The 17,410-nt window shown below is 71.3% G+C and carries 9 protein-coding genes; 4 read left to right on the top strand and 5 right to left on the bottom strand.

The window, feature by feature from the left end; all coding sequences use genetic code 11:
* Positions 1-18: 18 nt before the first annotated feature.
* Complete coding sequence (locus FB454_RS26285) at positions 19-618, bottom strand: GNAT family N-acetyltransferase (protein ID WP_013287393.1); 600 nt, start codon at positions 616-618, stop codon at positions 19-21.
* A gap of 153 nt (positions 619-771) precedes the next feature.
* Between FB454_RS26285 and FB454_RS26290 the strand changes: the two genes are divergently transcribed.
* Together FB454_RS26290 and pulA are read left to right on the top strand one after the other, a co-directional pair.
* Positions 772-1,461: a cellulose binding domain-containing protein gene (locus FB454_RS26290; RefSeq protein WP_013287392.1), complete on the top strand. Its 690-nt coding sequence runs from the start codon at positions 772-774 to the stop codon at positions 1,459-1,461.
* Positions 1,462-1,603: 142 nt separating this feature from the next.
* Positions 1,604-7,099, top strand: coding sequence for a pullulanase-type alpha-1,6-glucosidase (pulA, locus tag FB454_RS26295; RefSeq protein WP_145823700.1), 5,496 nt, complete (start codon positions 1,604-1,606; stop codon positions 7,097-7,099).
* Positions 7,100-7,168: 69 nt separating this feature from the next.
* Here pulA and FB454_RS26300 read toward each other — a convergent pair whose 3' ends face one another.
* From FB454_RS26300 to FB454_RS26310, 3 genes are all read right to left on the bottom strand, one after another.
* Positions 7,169-9,025 (bottom strand): hypothetical protein, encoded by a 1,857-nt coding sequence (locus tag FB454_RS26300; RefSeq protein WP_145823701.1) that lies wholly within the window; start codon positions 9,023-9,025, stop codon positions 7,169-7,171.
* A gap of 284 nt (positions 9,026-9,309) precedes the next feature.
* Positions 9,310-11,070, bottom strand: coding sequence for a hypothetical protein (locus tag FB454_RS26305; protein ID WP_145823702.1), 1,761 nt, complete (start codon positions 11,068-11,070; stop codon positions 9,310-9,312).
* Positions 11,071-11,337: 267 nt separating this feature from the next.
* Positions 11,338-12,813 (bottom strand): aminopeptidase P family protein, encoded by a 1,476-nt coding sequence (locus FB454_RS26310; RefSeq protein ID WP_145823703.1) that lies wholly within the window; start codon positions 12,811-12,813, stop codon positions 11,338-11,340.
* A gap of 113 nt (positions 12,814-12,926) precedes the next feature.
* Between FB454_RS26310 and asnB the strand changes: the two genes are divergently transcribed.
* Positions 12,927-14,888, top strand: a complete 1,962-nt coding sequence (asnB, locus tag FB454_RS26315; protein WP_036311876.1) for an asparagine synthase (glutamine-hydrolyzing) — start codon at positions 12,927-12,929, stop codon at positions 14,886-14,888.
* A gap of 59 nt (positions 14,889-14,947) precedes the next feature.
* On the opposite strand, the gene FB454_RS26320 is transcribed toward asnB, so the two are convergent.
* Positions 14,948-16,081 carry a lytic polysaccharide monooxygenase auxiliary activity family 9 protein gene (locus tag FB454_RS26320; RefSeq protein WP_176739886.1) on the bottom strand — a complete coding sequence of 378 codons (1,134 nt, stop codon included), beginning with the start codon at positions 16,079-16,081 and terminating at the stop codon, positions 14,948-14,950.
* Between the two features lie 328 nt (positions 16,082-16,409).
* Between FB454_RS26320 and FB454_RS26325 the strand changes: the two genes are divergently transcribed.
* The gene (locus FB454_RS26325) at positions 16,410-17,339 is read left to right on the top strand and encodes a carbohydrate kinase family protein (RefSeq protein WP_145823704.1); all 930 of its coding nucleotides are present in this window, start codon (positions 16,410-16,412) and stop codon (positions 17,337-17,339) included.
* The last annotated feature ends 71 nt before the right edge of the window (positions 17,340-17,410 follow it).

The raw sequence follows: 17,410 nt of genomic DNA on the forward strand, positions 1-17,410 counted from the left end.
GGGGCGGGACGGTACCGGTCAGGCCGGGTCGCGCCACATCGGGTAGAGGCTGGGGCCCTCCGGCAGGTCCAGCGTGAGCGGGCGGCGCCGGAATCCGAGCCGCTCGTAGAGCGCGGCGTTGCGCGGCGAACTGGCCTCCAGGTACGCCGCGGTGCCGGCCTGATCCAGCTCGGCCAGCTTGTTACGCAGCAGCGCCGAGCCGACGCCCTTGCCGTGATGGTCGGGGTGTACCGCGATGAAGGGCAGGTACCAGTGCGGCTCAGCCGGGTGCCGGGCGCTCATCATCTCGTCCAGCACGCCGAACCGCTTCATGGCCTCCGCGCCGATCGCGGCCTCCATCTCGTCGAACTCGTCGCCCTCGTCGGCGTCGTGTCCTTCGCCGGTGGGCAGCCAGAGCGTGGCGCCCAGGCCGTCGCCGGCGACGTGCACCTCACCGGTGCGCAGCGCCAGCGCGACGAACGGTCCGAAGAAGGCGGGATGGACCCGAGCGCGGTGGTCGTCGGCCGGGAAGACCCAGCCGCTCACCGGATCCCGCATGAACGCCTCGGCGAGGATCGCGGTCACGACGGCTGCGTCCGCCGTGGACGCCCGCCGGATGTTGCCCTGCCACTCACTCACTGGCCAACCGTCCTACCGGCTCGACGAGCCATTGTGGTCATTGATCGGCGTGCAAGGTATCAGGTGTCCACGCCGTGCGGCAGGCCCCGATCGGAGTGCTCGCCGCGACCCGGTCCGTGTGGCTACGCTGGCCCGGACCCCGACAGGAGGACCATGTCCCGCACGCGTCGTCCCGGCCCGCAGCCCGGGACCGCCATGACCTCGTCCCCCTGGATCCTCGTCGCCGCGGGCGTGGTCGTGATGGTGGTCCTGCTGGTGGTGGCGCTCGGTTCGGTGCGGGGCCGGCGTACGTTCCCGGCGGCCGGTCCGGCGGATCCGGTGATGTCGCTGCCGCACGTCCCGCTGACGCCCACGGCGGTCAGCGCCACCGGCCCGTCGCCGGTGGCCGCCACCGCTCCGGTGGTGCCGGGCCTGTCTCCCCGGTCCACGGTGCTGCCCGCCCGGCCGACGCCGGCCGCGCCGACCCCCAGCCCTCGGGGCGTGGCCCGGCCGGTGCTGCCCCCGCCGCCGCCTCCCGCGCCGCCGCCGTCCGCGGTGACCGGCCGGTACAGCGTGATGAGCGCCTTCGACGGCGGCTTCATCGGCGAGGTGCTGCTGGTCAACACCGCGCGTACGCCGCAGGGCTGGACGGTGCGCGCGGTGTTCCCCGGTGGCCGGCTGGTCACCGCCTGGGTCGAGGGCGCCGAGCAGGGCGTGTTCCGCTTCGACGACGGCGTGTTCACCTACCGCAGCGGGTTCGACCTGGCCCCCGGGCAGTCCGTGCCGGTGCGGTTCCACATCGAGCGGGCCGGCACCCGGCCGGTGAGCTGCACTGTCGACGGCACGCCCTGCACCGACCGTTAGATCCGGCGGCCCGGTCGGGGCCGGCGCGAGTGTCTCCTCTTGCAAGGTGACTGCTTTGTTGCGGCATGGTTTGCAAGGTATTGCAGAATGTTTCGGCAAGGGCTAGCGTGCGGGCGAATCAGCGACCAGAGAAAGGCCGTCGATGAAACCGCCGCCGATATCCCCCAAGGCGCTGCTCGCCCTGGTCACCTCCCTCGTACTCACTCTCGTCGGCGTGCCGGTGGCTCTCCACCAGCTCGGCGCCGACGCCACCGCCCCGGCCGCCACCCCCGACGTCCTGGCCGCCGGCAATGCTCTGCAGTGGAACCGCGAGCCCTCCCCCGACGCGCTCCTCAAGGCCGGCACCGGCACCGCCAAGGCCGAGCAGTTCTACTTCGTCCTGCCCGACCGGTTCGCCAACGGCGACAAGCGCAACGACACCGGCGGTCTGACCGGCGGCCGGCTCACCACCGGCCTCGACCCGGCCGACAAGGGCTTCTACCACGGTGGCGACCTCAAGGGCCTGATCGACCGGATGGACTACATCCAGGGGCTCGGCACCACCGCCATCTGGCTTGCGCCGATCTTCAAGAACCGGCCGGTGCAGGGCACCGGCGCGGATGTCTCGGCCGGCTACCACGGCTACTGGATCACCGACTTCACCCAGGTCGACCCGCACTTCGGCACCAACGCGGAGCTGAAGAAGCTGGTCGACCTGGCCCACCGGCGGGGCATCAAGGTCTACCTCGACATCATCGTCAACCACACCGCCGACGTCATCCGGTACGCCGAGGACAAGTACGGCTACGTGGACAAGAAGACCGCGCCGTACCGCGACGCGCAGGGGCGTCCCTTCGAGGACCGCAACTACGCCGACGGCACCCGGAAGTTCCCGGCGGTGAACTCGACGTCGTTCCCGTACACCCCGGTGTTCGCCACCCCGGCCGACGCGAAGGTCAAGGTACCGGCGTGGCTGAACGACCCGACCATGTACCACAACCGCGGTGACTCCACCTTCGCCGGGGAGAACAGCGAGTACGGCGACTTCTTCGGCCTCGACGACCTGTGGACCGAGCGTCCCGAGGTGGTCCGCGGCATGACCGACATCTACGCCCAGTGGATCGGCAAGGCCGGCGTGGACGGGTTCCGCCTCGACACGGTCAAGCACGCCAACCTCGACTTCTGGCCGCAGTTCGCCCGCGGCATCGACGCCGCCGCCGCGAAGGCCGGCAAGAAGGACTTCTTCATGTTCGGCGAGGTCTACAGCGCCGAGCAGGAGATCCAGTCCACCTACGTTCGGCAGGGCGGACTGCCCGCCACGCTCGACTTCTCGTTCCAGGAGGCGGCACGCGGGTACGCCGCCGCCGACGGCTCGGCCAAGTCGCTCGCCGACGTCTACGCCAAGGACGACCTGTACTCCGCGCGGGACACGAACGCCAACCGGCTCACCACGTTCCTGGGCAACCACGACATGGGCCGGATCGGCTCGTTCGTCGCCGCCGCCGGTGGTGACGACGCCGCCCAGCTGAACCGCAGCCGGCTCGCCCACCAGCTCATGTTCCTCACCCGCGGCCAGCCGGTCGTCTACTCCGGAGACGAGCAGGGCTTCACCGGACCGGGTGGCGACAAGGACGCCCGGCAGGACATGTTCGCCTCGCGGACCGCCGACTACCTCGACGACGACCTGATCGGCACCACCCGCACCCACGCCGCCGACCAGTACGACACCCGCCACCCGCTCTACCGGACCATCGCCGAGCTGGGCGAGCTGCGGACGGCGCACCCGGCGCTGCGCGACGGCGTGCAGGTGACCCGGTACGCGGCCGACGGGCCGGGCGTCTTCGCGTTCTCCCGCGTCCTGCCCGCCGACCGGATCGAGTACGTGGCGGCGGTGAACAACGCCGCGACGCCGCAGACTGTCACAGTGGACACCTGGTCGGCCGGCGCCCGCTTCACCGGCGTGTACGGCGGCGCCACCGGCGCGACCGCCGGCGCGGACGGCAAGCTGAGCGTCACCGTGCCGGCCATGTCGGCGCTGGTGCTCAAGGCCGACCGGGCGATCCCGCAGGCCGGGGCACCGACGATCACGATCACCGAGCCGGGCGACGACCCGGTGCCCGGCAAGGCCGCCGTCACCGCCCAGGTGACCGGCGACCCGCTCGCCACCGTCACGTTCGCCGCCCGGGTCGCGGGCGGCAAGTGGACGCTGCTGGGCACCGCGCACCGCGCGCCGTACACCGTGCACCACGACCTGACCGGCCTGCCCGGCGGCACCCGCGTGGAGTACAAGGCGGTGGTCCGCGACGGCAAGGGCCGCACCGCCACCGCCCGGGCCACCGGCACCGTCGGCACCCCCGCCCAGGGCGCGTCGCGGGACTGGGCGATCGTGCACTACCAGCGTCCGGCCGGCGGGTACGACGACTGGCGGCTCTACGCCTGGGGCGACATCGACCCGGCGTACGTGACGCAGTGGCCCGCCGGGCAGCCGTTCGCCGGTGAGGACTCGTACGGCCGGTTCGCCTGGGTCAAGCTCAAGCCCGGTGCGAAGACGGTCGGGTTCCTCGTGATCGACGGCGACGGCAACAAGGACGTCGCGAACGACCGCACCATCGACGTGACTGCGACCGGCGAGGTCTGGGTCAAGCAGGGCGACCCGGCCGTCTACCCGACGCGGCAGGCCGCCACCGGTGAGCCCGACCCGCCCGTCGCCCAGGACACCGCGCTGATCCACTGGCGCAAGGCCGACGGGAACTACGACGGCTGGGGCCTGCACCTGTGGGACGGCGCGGCCAACCCGACCGACTGGGCCGCCCCGCTCAAGCCGGAGAAGACCGACGCGTACGGCGCGGTGTTCCGGGTGCCCCTCGCCGCCGGGGCGACCGGGCTGAGCTACATCATCCACCGAGGCGACGAGAAGGATCAGCCCGAGGACCAGCGGCTCGACTTCGCCACCGCCGGGCGCGAGGTGTGGCTGCTCGCCGGCGTGAAGGGACGGCTGCTGCCGACCACCACGTCCGGCGCCGCGAAGGATCTCGACCTGACCAAGCAGAAGGCGCAGTGGATCGACAGGTCCACGGTGGCGTGGGCGACCGGGCCGACCGACGGCAGGCGGTACGCGCTGGCAGTCGCCCCGGCCGGTGGGATCGGCCTCGCCGACGGTGAGCTGACCGGCACGTACACCACCATCGCGCTGCGGGCGCAGCGCAACGGGCTGACCGAGGCGCAACGGCAGGCGTACCCCCATCTCTGGGCCTCGCGCGCCTTCTCGCTGGACCGCGCCGACCTGGCCCGGGTGCCGGCGGCGCTGCGCGGCCAGATCGTGGTGACCGAGCGGGACGCCGAGGGCGCGCTGCTCGCCGCCACCGGCGTGCAGATCCCCGGCGTGCTCGACGACGTCTACGCGGCGGCGACCGGCGCGAAGCTCGGGCCGACGTTCGCCGGCCGGGTGCCCACCCTGGCGGTGTGGGCTCCGACCGCGCGGACCGTGTCGCTGGAACTGTTCGACTCGCCCACGGCCCAGCCGGCCACCGTGGCGATGCGCCGCGACGACCGCACCGGCGTCTGGTCGGTACGCGGCACGAAGGCGTGGAACGGCCGCTACTACCGCTACCGGGTGCAGGCGTGGCAGCCGGCCACGCAGAAGATGGTCACCGCGTCGGTGACCGACCCGTACTCGGTGGCGCTCGCGCCGAACTCCACGCACAGCCAGATCGTCGACCTGACCGACCCGGCGCTCGCGCCGGCCGGCTGGGCGAACCTGCGCAAGCCGGCCGCGCCGCCGGCGTCCAAGGTCCAGATCTCCGAGCTGTCGGTACGGGACTTCTCCATCGCCGACACCACGGTCCCCGCCGACCGGCGGGGCACCTACCTGGCGTTCACCGACCCGAACAGCGCCGGCATGAAGCACCTGCGCAAGCTCGGCGACGCCGGGGTCAACCACCTGCACCTGCTGCCGGCCTTCGACTTCGCCACCATCCCGGAGAAGCGGGCCGACCAGGCCCGGCCGAACTGCGACCTGGCCGCGCTGCCGCCGGACTCCGACGAGCAGCAGAAGTGCGTCGCGGCGGTCGCCGGCACCGACGGCTACAACTGGGGGTACGACCCGCTGCACTACACGGTGCCCGAGGGTGGGTACGCCACCGACCCGAACGGCGCGAAGCGCACCACCGAGTTCCGCCAGATGGTCGCCGGAGTCAACAAGGCCGGGCTGCGGGTGGTCATGGACGTGGTCTACAACCACACCTCGGCCGCCGGCGCCGACCCGAAGTCGGTGCTCGACCAGGTGGTGCCGGGCTACTACCACCGGCTCCTTGAGGACGGGACGGTCGCCAACTCCACCTGCTGCGCCAACACCGCGCCGGAGCACGCCATGATGGGCAAGCTCGTGGTGGACTCGCTGGTGACCTGGGCCAAGGCGTACAAGGTCGACGGCTTCCGGTTCGACCTGATGGGCCACCACCCGAAGGCGAACATCCTCGCCGTACGGGCCGCGCTGGACAAGCTCACGCTCGCCCGCGACGGCGTGGACGGCCGCAAGATCCTGCTGTACGGCGAGGGCTGGAACTTCGGCGAGGTCGCCGACGACGCCCGGTTCACGCAGGCCACCCAGGCCAACATGGCCGGCACCGGCGTCGGCACGTTCAACGACCGGCTCCGCGACGCGGTGCGCGGCGGCGGCCCGTTCGACGCCAACCCGCGGGCGCAGGGCTTCGCCTCCGGCCTCTACACCGACCCCAACGGCGACGACGTCAACGGTTCGGCGGCCGAGCAGCGGGCCCGGCTGCTGCACCAGCACGACCTGATCAAGGTGGGGCTGACCGGGAACCTGCGCGGCTACCGGTTCACCGACTCCACCGGCAAGCGGGTCACCGGGGCGCAGGTCGACTACAACGGCGCCCCGGCCGGGTACACCGCCGCGCCGGGCGAGGCGGTCACCTACGTCGACGCGCACGACAACGAGATCCTGTACGACGCGCTGGCGTACAAGCTGCCGCAGGGGACCTCGGCGCAGGACCGGGCCCGGATGCAGGTGCTCGCGCTGGCGACCACCGCGCTCGGGCAGGGTGCCGGGTTCGTGACCACCGGCTCGGAGCGGCTGCGCTCGAAGTCGCTGGACCGCAACTCGTACAACTCCGGTGACTGGTTCAACCAGATCCGGTGGGACTGCGCCCAGGGCAACGGGTTCGGCGCCGGCCTGCCGCCGGAGGCCGACAACAAGGACAAGTGGTCGTACGCGAAGCCGCTGCTGGCCGATCCGTCGCTGGTGCCGGACTGCGCGGCGATCGACCTGGCCGACGCCCGGTACGCGGAGCTGCTGCGCGTCCGCCGGTCCTCGCCGGTGTTCGGGCTCGACACCGCCGCCCAGGTGCAGAAGCGGGTGGCGTTCCCGCTGTCCGGGACGAAGGAGACCCCGGGCGTGCTCACCATGACCCTCGACGCGCGAGGGCTGGACGGGAGGTGGAAGTCGGTGACAGTCGTCTTCAACGCCACGCCGGAGACGGCGAAGCAGACAGTCACCGGGCTGCGCGGGGCGAACGTGGCACTGCACCCGGTGCTGCGGAACTCGGCCGACCCGGCGCTGCGTACCGCGTCGTTCGACCGGGCCGCCGGCACGTTCACCGTGCCCGCGCGCAGCGTGGCGGTGTTCGTCCAGAGCTGACCGCACGGCCGACCGGCCCCCTGCCACGTTTCGTGGCAGGGGGCCGGTCGCGTACCCCGGGCCGTCAGGTCAGTTGAAGCAGTCCTCGACGGTGTTGGCGCAGTTGGTGGGGTCGTTGTTGCTGATGAGGGACTTGTCGTCGAGCTTGACGCGTCCTTCGTTGTTGAGGACGCCGCCGGCGACCCGGTGGAGCTTGCTGGAGTCGGTGGCGGTGTTCTTGGTGACGTGGGTCTTGGTCAGGGTGATCTTCGCCTTGTTGTTGAAGATGCCGCCGCCGTTGAGGGCGGTGTTGCCCTTGATGTCGGTGTCGCGGATGGTGAGGGTGGCGTTGTCGTCCTTGTCGTGGTCGCGGACGATGAAGCCGTCCTCGATCTTGACGAGCCACTCACCGTTGAAGATGCCGCCGCCGAAGCGGTTGGCGGTGTTGTCGACGATCTTGCTGTCGGCGATCGTGGCGCTGGCGTGCTCCTTGTTGTCCGGGTAGCCCCAGTGCTTGCCACCGGTGACCACCACACCGCCACCGTCGCCGTCGGCGTGGTTCTTGGCGACGTGGACCTTCTCCAGGAGCAGGTCGGTGTTCTCGGCGTACACGCCGCCACCGTTCTCGCAGGCGGTGTTGCCCGTGATCGCGGTGAAGGAGACCGTGACGGTGCCGCCGCTGCTGAACAGACCGCCGCCGTTCTTGCCGGCGCGGTTGTCCGACAGGGTGGACTTGACGCCGTCCTTGCCGTGGTCGGAGCCGAAGATCTCGACGATGCCGGCCTCGTGGTGCTTGCCCTTCGGGTCGTAGCCCTTCGGCGCGGCGGAGGCCGCCGGGCCGTGCCCACCGGACAGGCCGCTGCCGTTGGCGATGCCGCCGCCGTTGCCGCCTGCGGTGTTGTCGTCGACGTGGGTCTCCTCGACCTTGAGGATGCCCTCGTTGTAGACGCCGCCGCCGTCGCCCTGGGCGTGGTTGCCGACGACCTTGCTCTCCTTGAGCCAGGTGCGGCCGTAGTTGGCGATGGCGCCGCCGTCGCCCTCGGCGTTGTTGTCGACGAGCTTGACGTTGTCCAGGTAGGCGCTGCCGCCACGCTCGACGAGCAGCGCGCCGCCGTCGCCCTCGACCCGCTTGTCGTCGTCCTTGCCGCCGTTCATGCCGTCCGCGACGGGCGTGACAGCGGCGGCCGTGGTCGCCGCGGCCGGAGCCGCGACAGCCGGGGCCGCGACAGCCGGGGCCGCTACCGCCGGAGCGGCGGCCGGCGGCTGGCCGCCGCCGGGGTACTTGAACTCGTTGGCGTTGCCGCCCTTGACGGTGAGGTCCTTGAGGGTGAGGTCGCCGCCGTCGACGACGCGGAAGATGCGGAAGGTGTCTTCGGCGTCGCGCTTGATGGTGGAGTTGTTGCCCTTGATGGTGACGTCCTGCTTGATCTCGGGCAGGGCGGAGCCGAACTTGCGGTCCTTGACGCCGAGTTCGTAGGTGCAGTTCTCGGCGAGCTTGATGGTGCCGCCGTGGTCGCGGTTGGCCAGTTCGAGGGCGTCGATCAGGGCGTCGTCCTTGCAGGGGACCTCGCGGGTCTTGCCGTGGTCGTCCTTGCCGTCCTTGCCCCACTCGCCCTTGTCCGGGCCCCACTCGCCACGGTCGCGGCCTTCCTTGCCGCGGTCCTTGCCGTCCTTGCCGTACCCGTCCTTGTCGTACCCGTCCTTGTCGTACTCGCCCTCGGCGCCCTTGTCGCCGTAGTCGCCGTCGCTGAGCTGCTGCGTGGTCGACCACTTGACGTCGGCGAGCCGGTGCGGGCCGGTGGCCCCGGTGGTCGCGTAGGCCACGCCGGCGAGGCTGACCGCTCCGGTCAGGCCCACAACGCCGGTGGCGAGCCACATCCGGCGACGCCGGAGCGGGGAGATGGTCTTGCTGGTGGCGTCATCGTTATTGCGAAGGTAGTTGGACATCGGAGCTCTCTGCCCTCTCCTTGTACCTGACAAGGTCGCTTCGCCCTGGCGAGGCGGCCTTCGCTACAAATCGGTTGTAGCTGCTGAAGATGACCGTATGAGAACCTTCTTCGCCTCGTGGTCATACACGAAAAAAACCCGCATAAGGGTGCGGGTGGGATGGGCGGGCGCAGTGCGGCCCGGATGCCCCGGCGGGGGACACCACGGCCAGCCGGGCTGCCCGGGGTGGGAGCCCTCCTCGCGACACGGCGCGAGGAGGGCTTCCCGGTTATGTGGTGGTTCCGTTAGTTGAAGCAGTCCTCGACGGTGTTGGCGCAGTTGGTGGGGTCGTTGTTGCTGATGAGGGACTTGTCGTCGAGCTTGACGCGTCCTTCGTTGTTGAGGACGCCGCCGGCGACCCGGTGGAGCTTGCTGGAGTCGGTGGCGGTGTTCTTGGTGACGTGGGTCTTGGTCAGGGTGATCTTCGCCTTGTTGTTGAAGATGCCGCCGCCGTTGAGGGCGGTGTTGCCCTTGATGTCGGTGTCGCGGATGGTGAGGGTGGCGTTGTCGTCCTTGTCGTGGTCGCGGACGATGAAGCCGTCCTCGATCTTGACGAGCCACTCACCGTTGAAGATGCCGCCACCGAACCGGCCGGCCGTGTTGTCCACGACGGCGCTGTCGGCGATCGTGGCGCTCCCCGCGAGGCCGTCCTTCTCGGCGCCGTTACCGGCCCAGTCCCGACCACCGGTCGTCACCACGCCGCCGCCGTCGCCGTCGGCGTGGTTGCCCGCCACGTGGACCTTCTCCAGGAGCAGGTCGGTGTTCTCGGCGTACACGCCGCCACCGTTCTCGCAGGCGACGTTGCCGCCGATCGCGGTGAACGAGACGGTGACCCAGCCGCCGCTGCTGAACAGACCGCCACCGTTGTGGCCGGCCCGGTTGTGGCTCAGCGTGCTCAGCGAGGCGTCCTTGCCCTCGTGCGCCCCGATGATCTCGACGGTGCCCGCGTGGTGCTTGCCGTGCTCGCCCTTGTCGCCCTTGCCGGGCTTCGCGGCCGAGGCCAGGTCGACCGGCCCGTCGTGGTGCTCACCGCCGCCGTTGGCGATGCCGCCGCCGTTGCCGCCTGCGGTGTTGTCGTCGACGTGGGTCTCCTCGACCTTGAGGATGCCCTCGTTGTAGACGCCGCCGCCGTCGCCCTGGGCGTGGTTGCCGACGACCTTGCTCTCCTTGAGCCAGGTGCGGCCGTAGTTGGCGATGGCGCCGCCGTCGCCCTCGGCGTTGTTGTCGACGAGCTTCACGTTCGACAGGTGCGCGCTGCCGCCACGCTCCACCAGGAGCGCGCCGCCGTCACCCTCGAACCGCTTGTCGTCGTCCTTGCCGTCCGGGACGAGCGCCGTCGGCGCGGGGCCACCGCCGCCGGGGTACTTGAACTCGTTGGCGTTGCCGCCCTTGACGGTGAGGTCCTTGAGGGTGAGGTCGCCGCCGTCGACGACGCGGAAGATGCGGAAGGTGTCTTCGGCGTCGCGCTTGATGGTGGAGTTGTTGCCCTTGATGGTGACGTCCTGCTTGATCTCGGGCAGGGCGGAGCCGAACTTGCGGTCCTTGACGCCGAGTTCGTAGGTGCAGTTCTCGGCGAGCTTGATGGTGCCGCCGTGGTCGCGGTTGGCCAGTTCGAGGGCGTCGATCAGGGCGTCGTCCTTGCAGGGGACCTCGCGGGTCTTGCCGTGGTCGTCCTTGCCGTCCTTGCCCCACTCGCCCTTGTCCGGGCCCCACTCGCCACGGTCGCGGCCGCCCTTGCCGTACCCGTCCTCGCCCTTCTCGCCGCCCTTCCCGCCCTCGGCGCGGGAGTCGTCAGCGGCGTTCTGCGGCGCGGCGGCGTGGTTCTCCGCCACCGGTTCGGTGCCGGACTTGTCGTCGCGGGCGGCGAGACCGCCGAGTGCCGCCAGCCCGACGACGCCGGTCAGCCCGGCCACGCCGGTGGCGACCCAGAGCGCCCGCCGCTTGCTCGTCCGCGGCGGGGGCGCCATCGGCGCGCCGCCGTCGGGTGTCGTTACGTCGTTCGACATGAGAGCCCTTTCGGTTCTTCCCAAACGGGTCGCACCGCCCCAGGCCGGGCGACCAGCTACAAACCGGTTGTAGCCTCTGATCAGCACCGTATGAGAAGGTTCCTCGCGAGGAAGACGTATCCGAAAAAAGCCCGCATTCCTCCCACGAACGGCGGTCGGTGACCAACCACGTGAGCGGTACGGGAACGGCCCGGAACGGCGGCGGGCCCCGCCACCTGCCGGAAAGGCGCGGTGGTGGGGCCCGAGGGAGTTCGCGGCCGCGGGGGATCAGCCAGGCAGGCGGGGGCCCGCCTCACGCTGCTCGGCCAGCCAGGTCTCCACCTCGGCGGAGGCGCGCGGCAGCCCGGCCGACATGTTCACCGGGCCGTCGGCGGTGACCAGGATGTCGTCCTCGATCCGCACGCCGACGCCCCGCAACTCCTCCGGGACCAGCTCGTCCTCCGGCTGGAAGTAGAGCCCCGGCTCGACGGTGAGCACGTACCCCTCGCCGAGCGGCCCCTCGCGGTAGGTCTCCTTGCGGGCGTTGGCGCAGTCGTGCACGTCGATGCCGAGCATGTGACTGGTGCCGTGCAGCGTCCACCGCCGGTAGACCGTGGAGGCCGGGTCCATCGCCTCGTCCACGCTGACCGGCAGCAGCCCGAGATCCTTCAACGCCTCGGCCAGCACCCGCATGGAGGCGAGGTGCACGTCCCGGAACGCCACGCCGGGCCGGCACATCTCGATGCCGGCCTGCTGCGCGGCGTACACCGCGTCGTAGACCTGACGCTGCAACGGCGTGAACCGGCCGTCGACCGGGAGCACCCGGGTCACGTCGGCGGTGTAGAGGTTGCGGTTCTCCACGCCCATGTCCATCAGCAGCAGCTCACCCGGACGGGTGGCGCCGTGGTTGTGCACCCAGTGCAGGATCGTGGCGTGCTCGCCGGCCCCGACGATCGAGCCGTAGCCGACGTCGTTGCCGTCGTGCCGGGCACGCAGCGCGAAGACGCCCTCCAGCAGCCGCTCGGAGACCCGGCGGTCGGCGGGCAGTGCCCGTGCCACGTCCTCGAAGCCGCGCACCGTCGCGTCGCACGCCTCCTGGAGCTGCGCGATCTCCCACTCGTCCTTGACCAGCTTCAGCTCAGCGATCGCGATCGCCAGCTCCCGGTCGCGGCCGGGCTGCCCCTCGGCGCGCGCGCCGTCGTACTGACGCACCGCCGCGTCCACCCGGGCGTCGAAACCGCGGAGCACACGGGTACGCCCCGGCGCCAGCTCGGCCAGCGCGGCGTCCAGCTCGCTCAGGTCGGCCGTCGGCAGCCCCAGCTCGGTCGACTTCTCCCGCAGCGTCGGCCGGCGGCCCACCCACAGCTCGCCGTGGCGGCTGCGGAAGAACTCATCGGTCGCCCGGGACGACCGGGGCCGCATGAACAGCGTGGCCTCGCCGCCCGGCCGCAGCACGAGGACACTGTCCGGCTCCAGGTCGCCGGTCAGGTACGCGAAGTCGCTGCCCGGCCGGAACCGGTGGTCGGTGTCGTTGGCGCGTACCTTCTCGTTGCCGGTGGGGATGACCAGCGTCTCGCCCGGGAAGGCCTCGGCCAGCGCGGCCCGGCGCTTGGCGTGGTTGGGCACCTCGGCGCGCGGTGTGACCGGCAGTTCGGTGTCCCGCCAGCCCTGCCGCATGAACGACAGGAACGCCTCCGGGAAATCCGGGTCGTGCGACTCCGTGCCGTCCGCCGCCTTGCCCTGCCCGGTCCGCTCCTCGGCCATGATCCGCCCCTCCCTGAGCCTCGTCGCTGGTCCCGACGGTACCGCGCGCACGACAGCGGGAGGTGCCTGCGGTGCCGCGACGGTGGCTTCCGGCGCGTGGAAAGATGGCGGCCATGTGCGGACTCCTGGCCTTCTTCAGCGCGCGCGGCGACGCCGCCGCCCACCGCGACAACATCGCCGGCGCACTGGAGTGCCTGCACCACCGCGGCCCGGACGAGACAGGGGTCGAGGTGGTCGGCGACGCCTCCGGCCGGTACGCGGACGGCGTGTTCGCGCACAAGCGCCTGGCGATCATCGACGTGGCGCTGAGCCACGAGCCCCTGCCGTACGCGGGCGGGCGGTACCTGCTCACCTTCAACGGCGAGATCTACAACTACATCGAGCTGCGCGAGGAGCTGATCCGCGACTACGGCGCCCAGTTCGCCACCAACGGCGACGGCGAGGTGATCGTCGCCGGCTACCACTACTGGGGTGAGCAGGTGCTCACCAAGCTGCGCGGCATGTTCGCGTTCGTGATCTGGGACCGGCAGGAGCGGCGGGCCTTCGGCGCGCGGGACTACTTCGGCATCAAGCCGCTGCACTACCTGGAGACACAGGACGGCCTCTACCTCGCCTCGGAGAAGAAGGCGCTGCTGCCGTTCGCGCACTCGGCGTACCAGGGCGACGCTGGTATCGACACCGCGAACCTGAGCCACTACCTGACGCTGCAGTACGTGCCCGAGCCGGGCACCCTGCACAAGGGGATCAGCCGGATCGGCTCGGGGGAGTACCTGACCTGGACCCCTGGTGGCCGGATCGAGGTGCGCCGCTGGTACCGCCCGGTGTTCCGGCCGGCCCCGGTCTCCGACGAGCAGCGGCTCTACCACGACATCCGGGAGACGCTGCGCGAGAGCGTACGGATGCACATGCGCTCGGACGTGCCGGTCGGCTCGTTCCTGTCCAGCGGCATCGACTCCACAGCCGTGGTGGCGCTGGCCCGCGAGTTCAACCCGAACATCCTCACCTTCACGGTCGGCTACGACGTGCCCGGCTACTCCGAGATCGACGTGGCCCAGGACTCGGCCCGGCACCTCGACGTGACCACGATCCCGACCAAGATCGGGCCGCAGGACATGATCGACGCGCTGCCGAAGATCGTCTGGCACCTGGACGACCCGGTCGCCGACCCGGCCCTGGTGCCGCTCTACTTCGTGGCGAAGAAGGCCGCCGAGCACGTCACAGTGGTGCTCTCCGGTGAGGGCGCGGACGAGTTCTTCGGCGGCTACACGATCTACCGGGAGCCGTTGTCGCTCAACGCGGTCAACAGCCTGCCCGACGGCGTGCAGAAGGGCCTGCGCGCGGTGTCCAAGGCGATCCCGCAGGGCGTCAAGGGCAAGAGCTTCCTGGAGCGCGGCACCACCCCGATCGAGGAGCGCTACTACGGCAACGCCCGGATGTTCACCGAGGAGGAGAAGCAGCACCTGCTGCGCCGCTACGACCCCTCGGTGCGCTACACCGACGTGACCGCGCCGATCTACGCCGAGTGCACCGAGCTGGACGACGTCACCAAGATGCAGTACGTCGACCTCTACACCTGGCTGCGCGGCGACATCCTGGTCAAGGCCGACCGGATCTCGATGGCGCACTCGCTGGAGGTGCGGGTGCCGTTCCTGGACCGGGAGGTGTTCAACGTCGCCGCCGGCATCCCGGTCGACCTGAAGCTGCCGCCCCGCTCCGAGGCCACCAAGTACGCGATGCGCCAGGCGCTCCAGGGCGTCGTGCCGCCGGCCATCGTCAACCGCAAGAAGCTGGGCTTCCCGACCCCGACCCGGGTCTGGCTGCGCGGCGAGATGTACGAGTGGGCGCGGCACGTGCTGGCCACCTCGGGCGCGGGCGACCTGATCGACCTGTCGTACGCGATGCGCCTGCTCGACGAGCACAAGCGGGAGGAGGCCGACCACTCCCGCAAGGTGTGGACCGTGCTGATCTTCTGCATCTGGCACGCCATCTTCGTGGCCAAGACGCTCGACCCGGGCATCCAGCGCAACCAGTCCGCGCTGCTCACCAAGCCGGTCGTCGGCAGCATGGTCCGCTGACCCGCCAGACGTGACAGGGCCCCCGGGGTACGCCCCCGGGGGCCCTTCTCACTGCGGGATCACCTGCCGGTGCAGGTGACCGTCGGCAGGGAGTTGGTGCCGGAGAAGTTCGCGGTGAAGCCGAACGTCGTGGTGCCCTCCGGCGGGACGCTGCCGTTGTAGGCGGCGTTGGAGACGCTCACCGACGCCCCGCTGCCGCTCAACGTGCCGTTCCACACCTGGTTGATGGTCTGACCGCTGGGCCAGGTCCAGTTGGCCGTCCACCCGGAGTACGTCCGGGTGCTGTGGTTCATGATCATCACTTCGCCCTGGAAGCCGCCGTTCCAGGCGCTGACCACCTTGTACACCGCCATGCAGGTGCCGGACGGCATGGTCGGGCTCGTCGTCGGCGCGGGCGTGGTCGGGGCCGGGGTGGTCGGCGCGGGCGTCGTCGGGGCGGGCGTGGTCGGCGCCGGGGTGGTCGGGCCGGGGCTGCCGCCCGAACCGATCCCGGTCACCTCGCCGTTGCCCCCGTCGAACGTCACGTCGGAGCAGCCGAAGAAGTTCTCCTGGCTGTCCGAGCGGACCCAGCGCGAGTAGATGATGTGCCGGCCGCTCTTGTTCGACGGCAGGTTACCGGTGAAGTAGTAGTGACCGTCGTTGGTGCCGACCGCGCCGCGCTGCGGCGGGTTGGTCACCTGCAGGAACGGCTGCTCCTCCAGGTCGCTCCAGGCCAGCGGCCGGTTCGGGCTCCAGCTGTCCTTGGTCACGTAGAAGTAGAACGTGCCCGGGTGGTGGGCCCAGTTGCTGTACCGGAACTCCATCGACCGGCCCGCCGTCAGGTGGGTGATCGGCCAGTCGTTGCGCGCCGCGTCGTACCCGCTGAAGCCGGGGTTGCCGCCGCTGCACAGCTTGCCGTCGGGGATGAACCCGACGGTCCGCCCGCCGGCGTCGGAGCGCAGCACGCTGAACCAGTTGTACAGCGAGTTCGCCCCGCTCGTGGCCACCGCCGACGAGCAGGCGGGGTTGTTCGGCCGGATCTCACCGGTTCCGGTGAGGCCGTCCTTCCAGCACAGGTAGGTGCGGGCGCCCGGCGTCATGGCCGCGCCGTGTGCGGCCGCCGGTCCGGAGTTGGTGGCCAGGGCGAACGCGCCCAGGGCCAGGGTGGCGGCCGCGGTGAGCAACGCGGCCGTACGGGATCGGTGCACGGGGATCTCCTGACTCGCGGAGCGTGGCCCGGTTCGGCCCGCCCCGCTGCGACGAGCGGATGCGACGATCGCGGTGCCCGCGCCCGGTCGGCGTGCGGCCGGGGCCGTCGGCGGGCGCGCACCGCCTGCGGTCCGTTGCCACGGACCGTGGATGCCCTCGCGTCGGCTCGACCCGGCGGCCGGTGACGCGGCAGCCCCCCGCGTCGTTACCCGGCATCGCCATCCCACCACGTCCGGACGCCGCCCGCAATAGGTGCTGCTCGATGTCCGGGTCGCGGCGCGCCGCGACCCCGCCATGCGCCAGGATCGGGGGAGGACGACGAGGGGAGCCAGGATGGGGTACGCGGTGGTGCTCGGCGAGGCGCTGGTGGACCTGCTCGACGCCGAGCACGACGGAGAACCCGTCTACCGGCAGGCGATCGGCGGCGGCCCGCTCAACGTGGCGGTGGCGATCGCCCGGCTCGGCGGAGACGCGCGGTTCGTCGGGTCGCTCGGCGACGACGCGCTGGCCGGACGGATCCGCGCGTTCCTCACCGACGCGGGTGTGGACGTGAGCGGGACTGTCACGGTGCCGGCGCCCACAGCGCTCGCCGTGGCGACGTTCGCCGGCGCGGAGCCGGACTTCCGCTTCTACGGCGAACCCCGCTCGTACGCGCTGCTCGGCCCGGACGACCTGGACGTGGCGCTGGTCGAGGGCGCGGACGTGCTCTACTGCGGCTCGATCGTGCTTCTCGACCCGCCGGTGCTGGCCGCCGCCCGGCGCGCCTGGTCGATAGCGGGCGCGCTGCGGGTGTTCGACCCGAACGTGCGGCCCCGCCTGCTCACCACGCCGGGCGCGCTGGACGGGCTGCGGGCGGTGGTCGCCGAGTTCGCCGCCGCCGCGCACCTGGTGAAGCTCAGCAGCGCCGACGCGCGGCTGCTCTACCCGGACGAGCCGGTCGAGGGCGTCGCCGCGTACCTGCGGGAACTGGGCGCGAGCACCGTCGTGGTCACGCTCGGCGCGGACGGCGCCCTGGTCGCCGCCGGCGACGACGTGGTACGCGTGCCCGCGCCGAAGGTGGACGCGGTGGACGCCACCGGCGCGGGCGACTCGGTGATGGGCGCGCTGGTGGCCGACCTGCTGGTCGCCGGTGAGCCGGCCGACCCGGCCGGGTGGCGGGAGCGGGTCGCGTTCGCGCTGCGGGTGGCGGCGGTGGTGTGCGAGTCACCGGGCGGCGCCACCGCCATGCCCACCCGCACCGCGGTCGAAGCCCGCTTCGCGTGAAAGGAAGGGCCCCTTCTTAACGCCTCCGGTAGAGGAGGGGCCCCTTCTTAACACCCGCCCCCACGCGCGGA

Source organism: Micromonospora sp. CNZ297 (assembly GCF_007827625.1).

Bases quoted from the DNA above. Each gene is read 5' to 3' on its own strand.
- asnB (WP_036311876.1), top strand. From the start codon at position 12,927: ATGTGCGGACTCCTGGCCTTCTTCAGCGCGCGCGGCGACGCCGCCGCC.
- FB454_RS26300 (WP_145823701.1), bottom strand. From the start codon at position 9,025: ATGTCCAACTACCTTCGCAATAACGATGACGCCACCAGCAAGACCATC.
- FB454_RS26290 (WP_013287392.1), top strand. From the start codon at position 772: ATGTCCCGCACGCGTCGTCCCGGCCCGCAGCCCGGGACCGCCATGACC.
- FB454_RS26310 (WP_145823703.1), bottom strand. From the start codon at position 12,813: ATGGCCGAGGAGCGGACCGGGCAGGGCAAGGCGGCGGACGGCACGGAG.
- FB454_RS26305 (WP_145823702.1), bottom strand. From the start codon at position 11,070: ATGTCGAACGACGTAACGACACCCGACGGCGGCGCGCCGATGGCGCCC.
- FB454_RS26325 (WP_145823704.1), top strand. From the start codon at position 16,410: ATGGGGTACGCGGTGGTGCTCGGCGAGGCGCTGGTGGACCTGCTCGAC.
- pulA (WP_145823700.1), top strand. From the start codon at position 1,604: ATGAAACCGCCGCCGATATCCCCCAAGGCGCTGCTCGCCCTGGTCACC.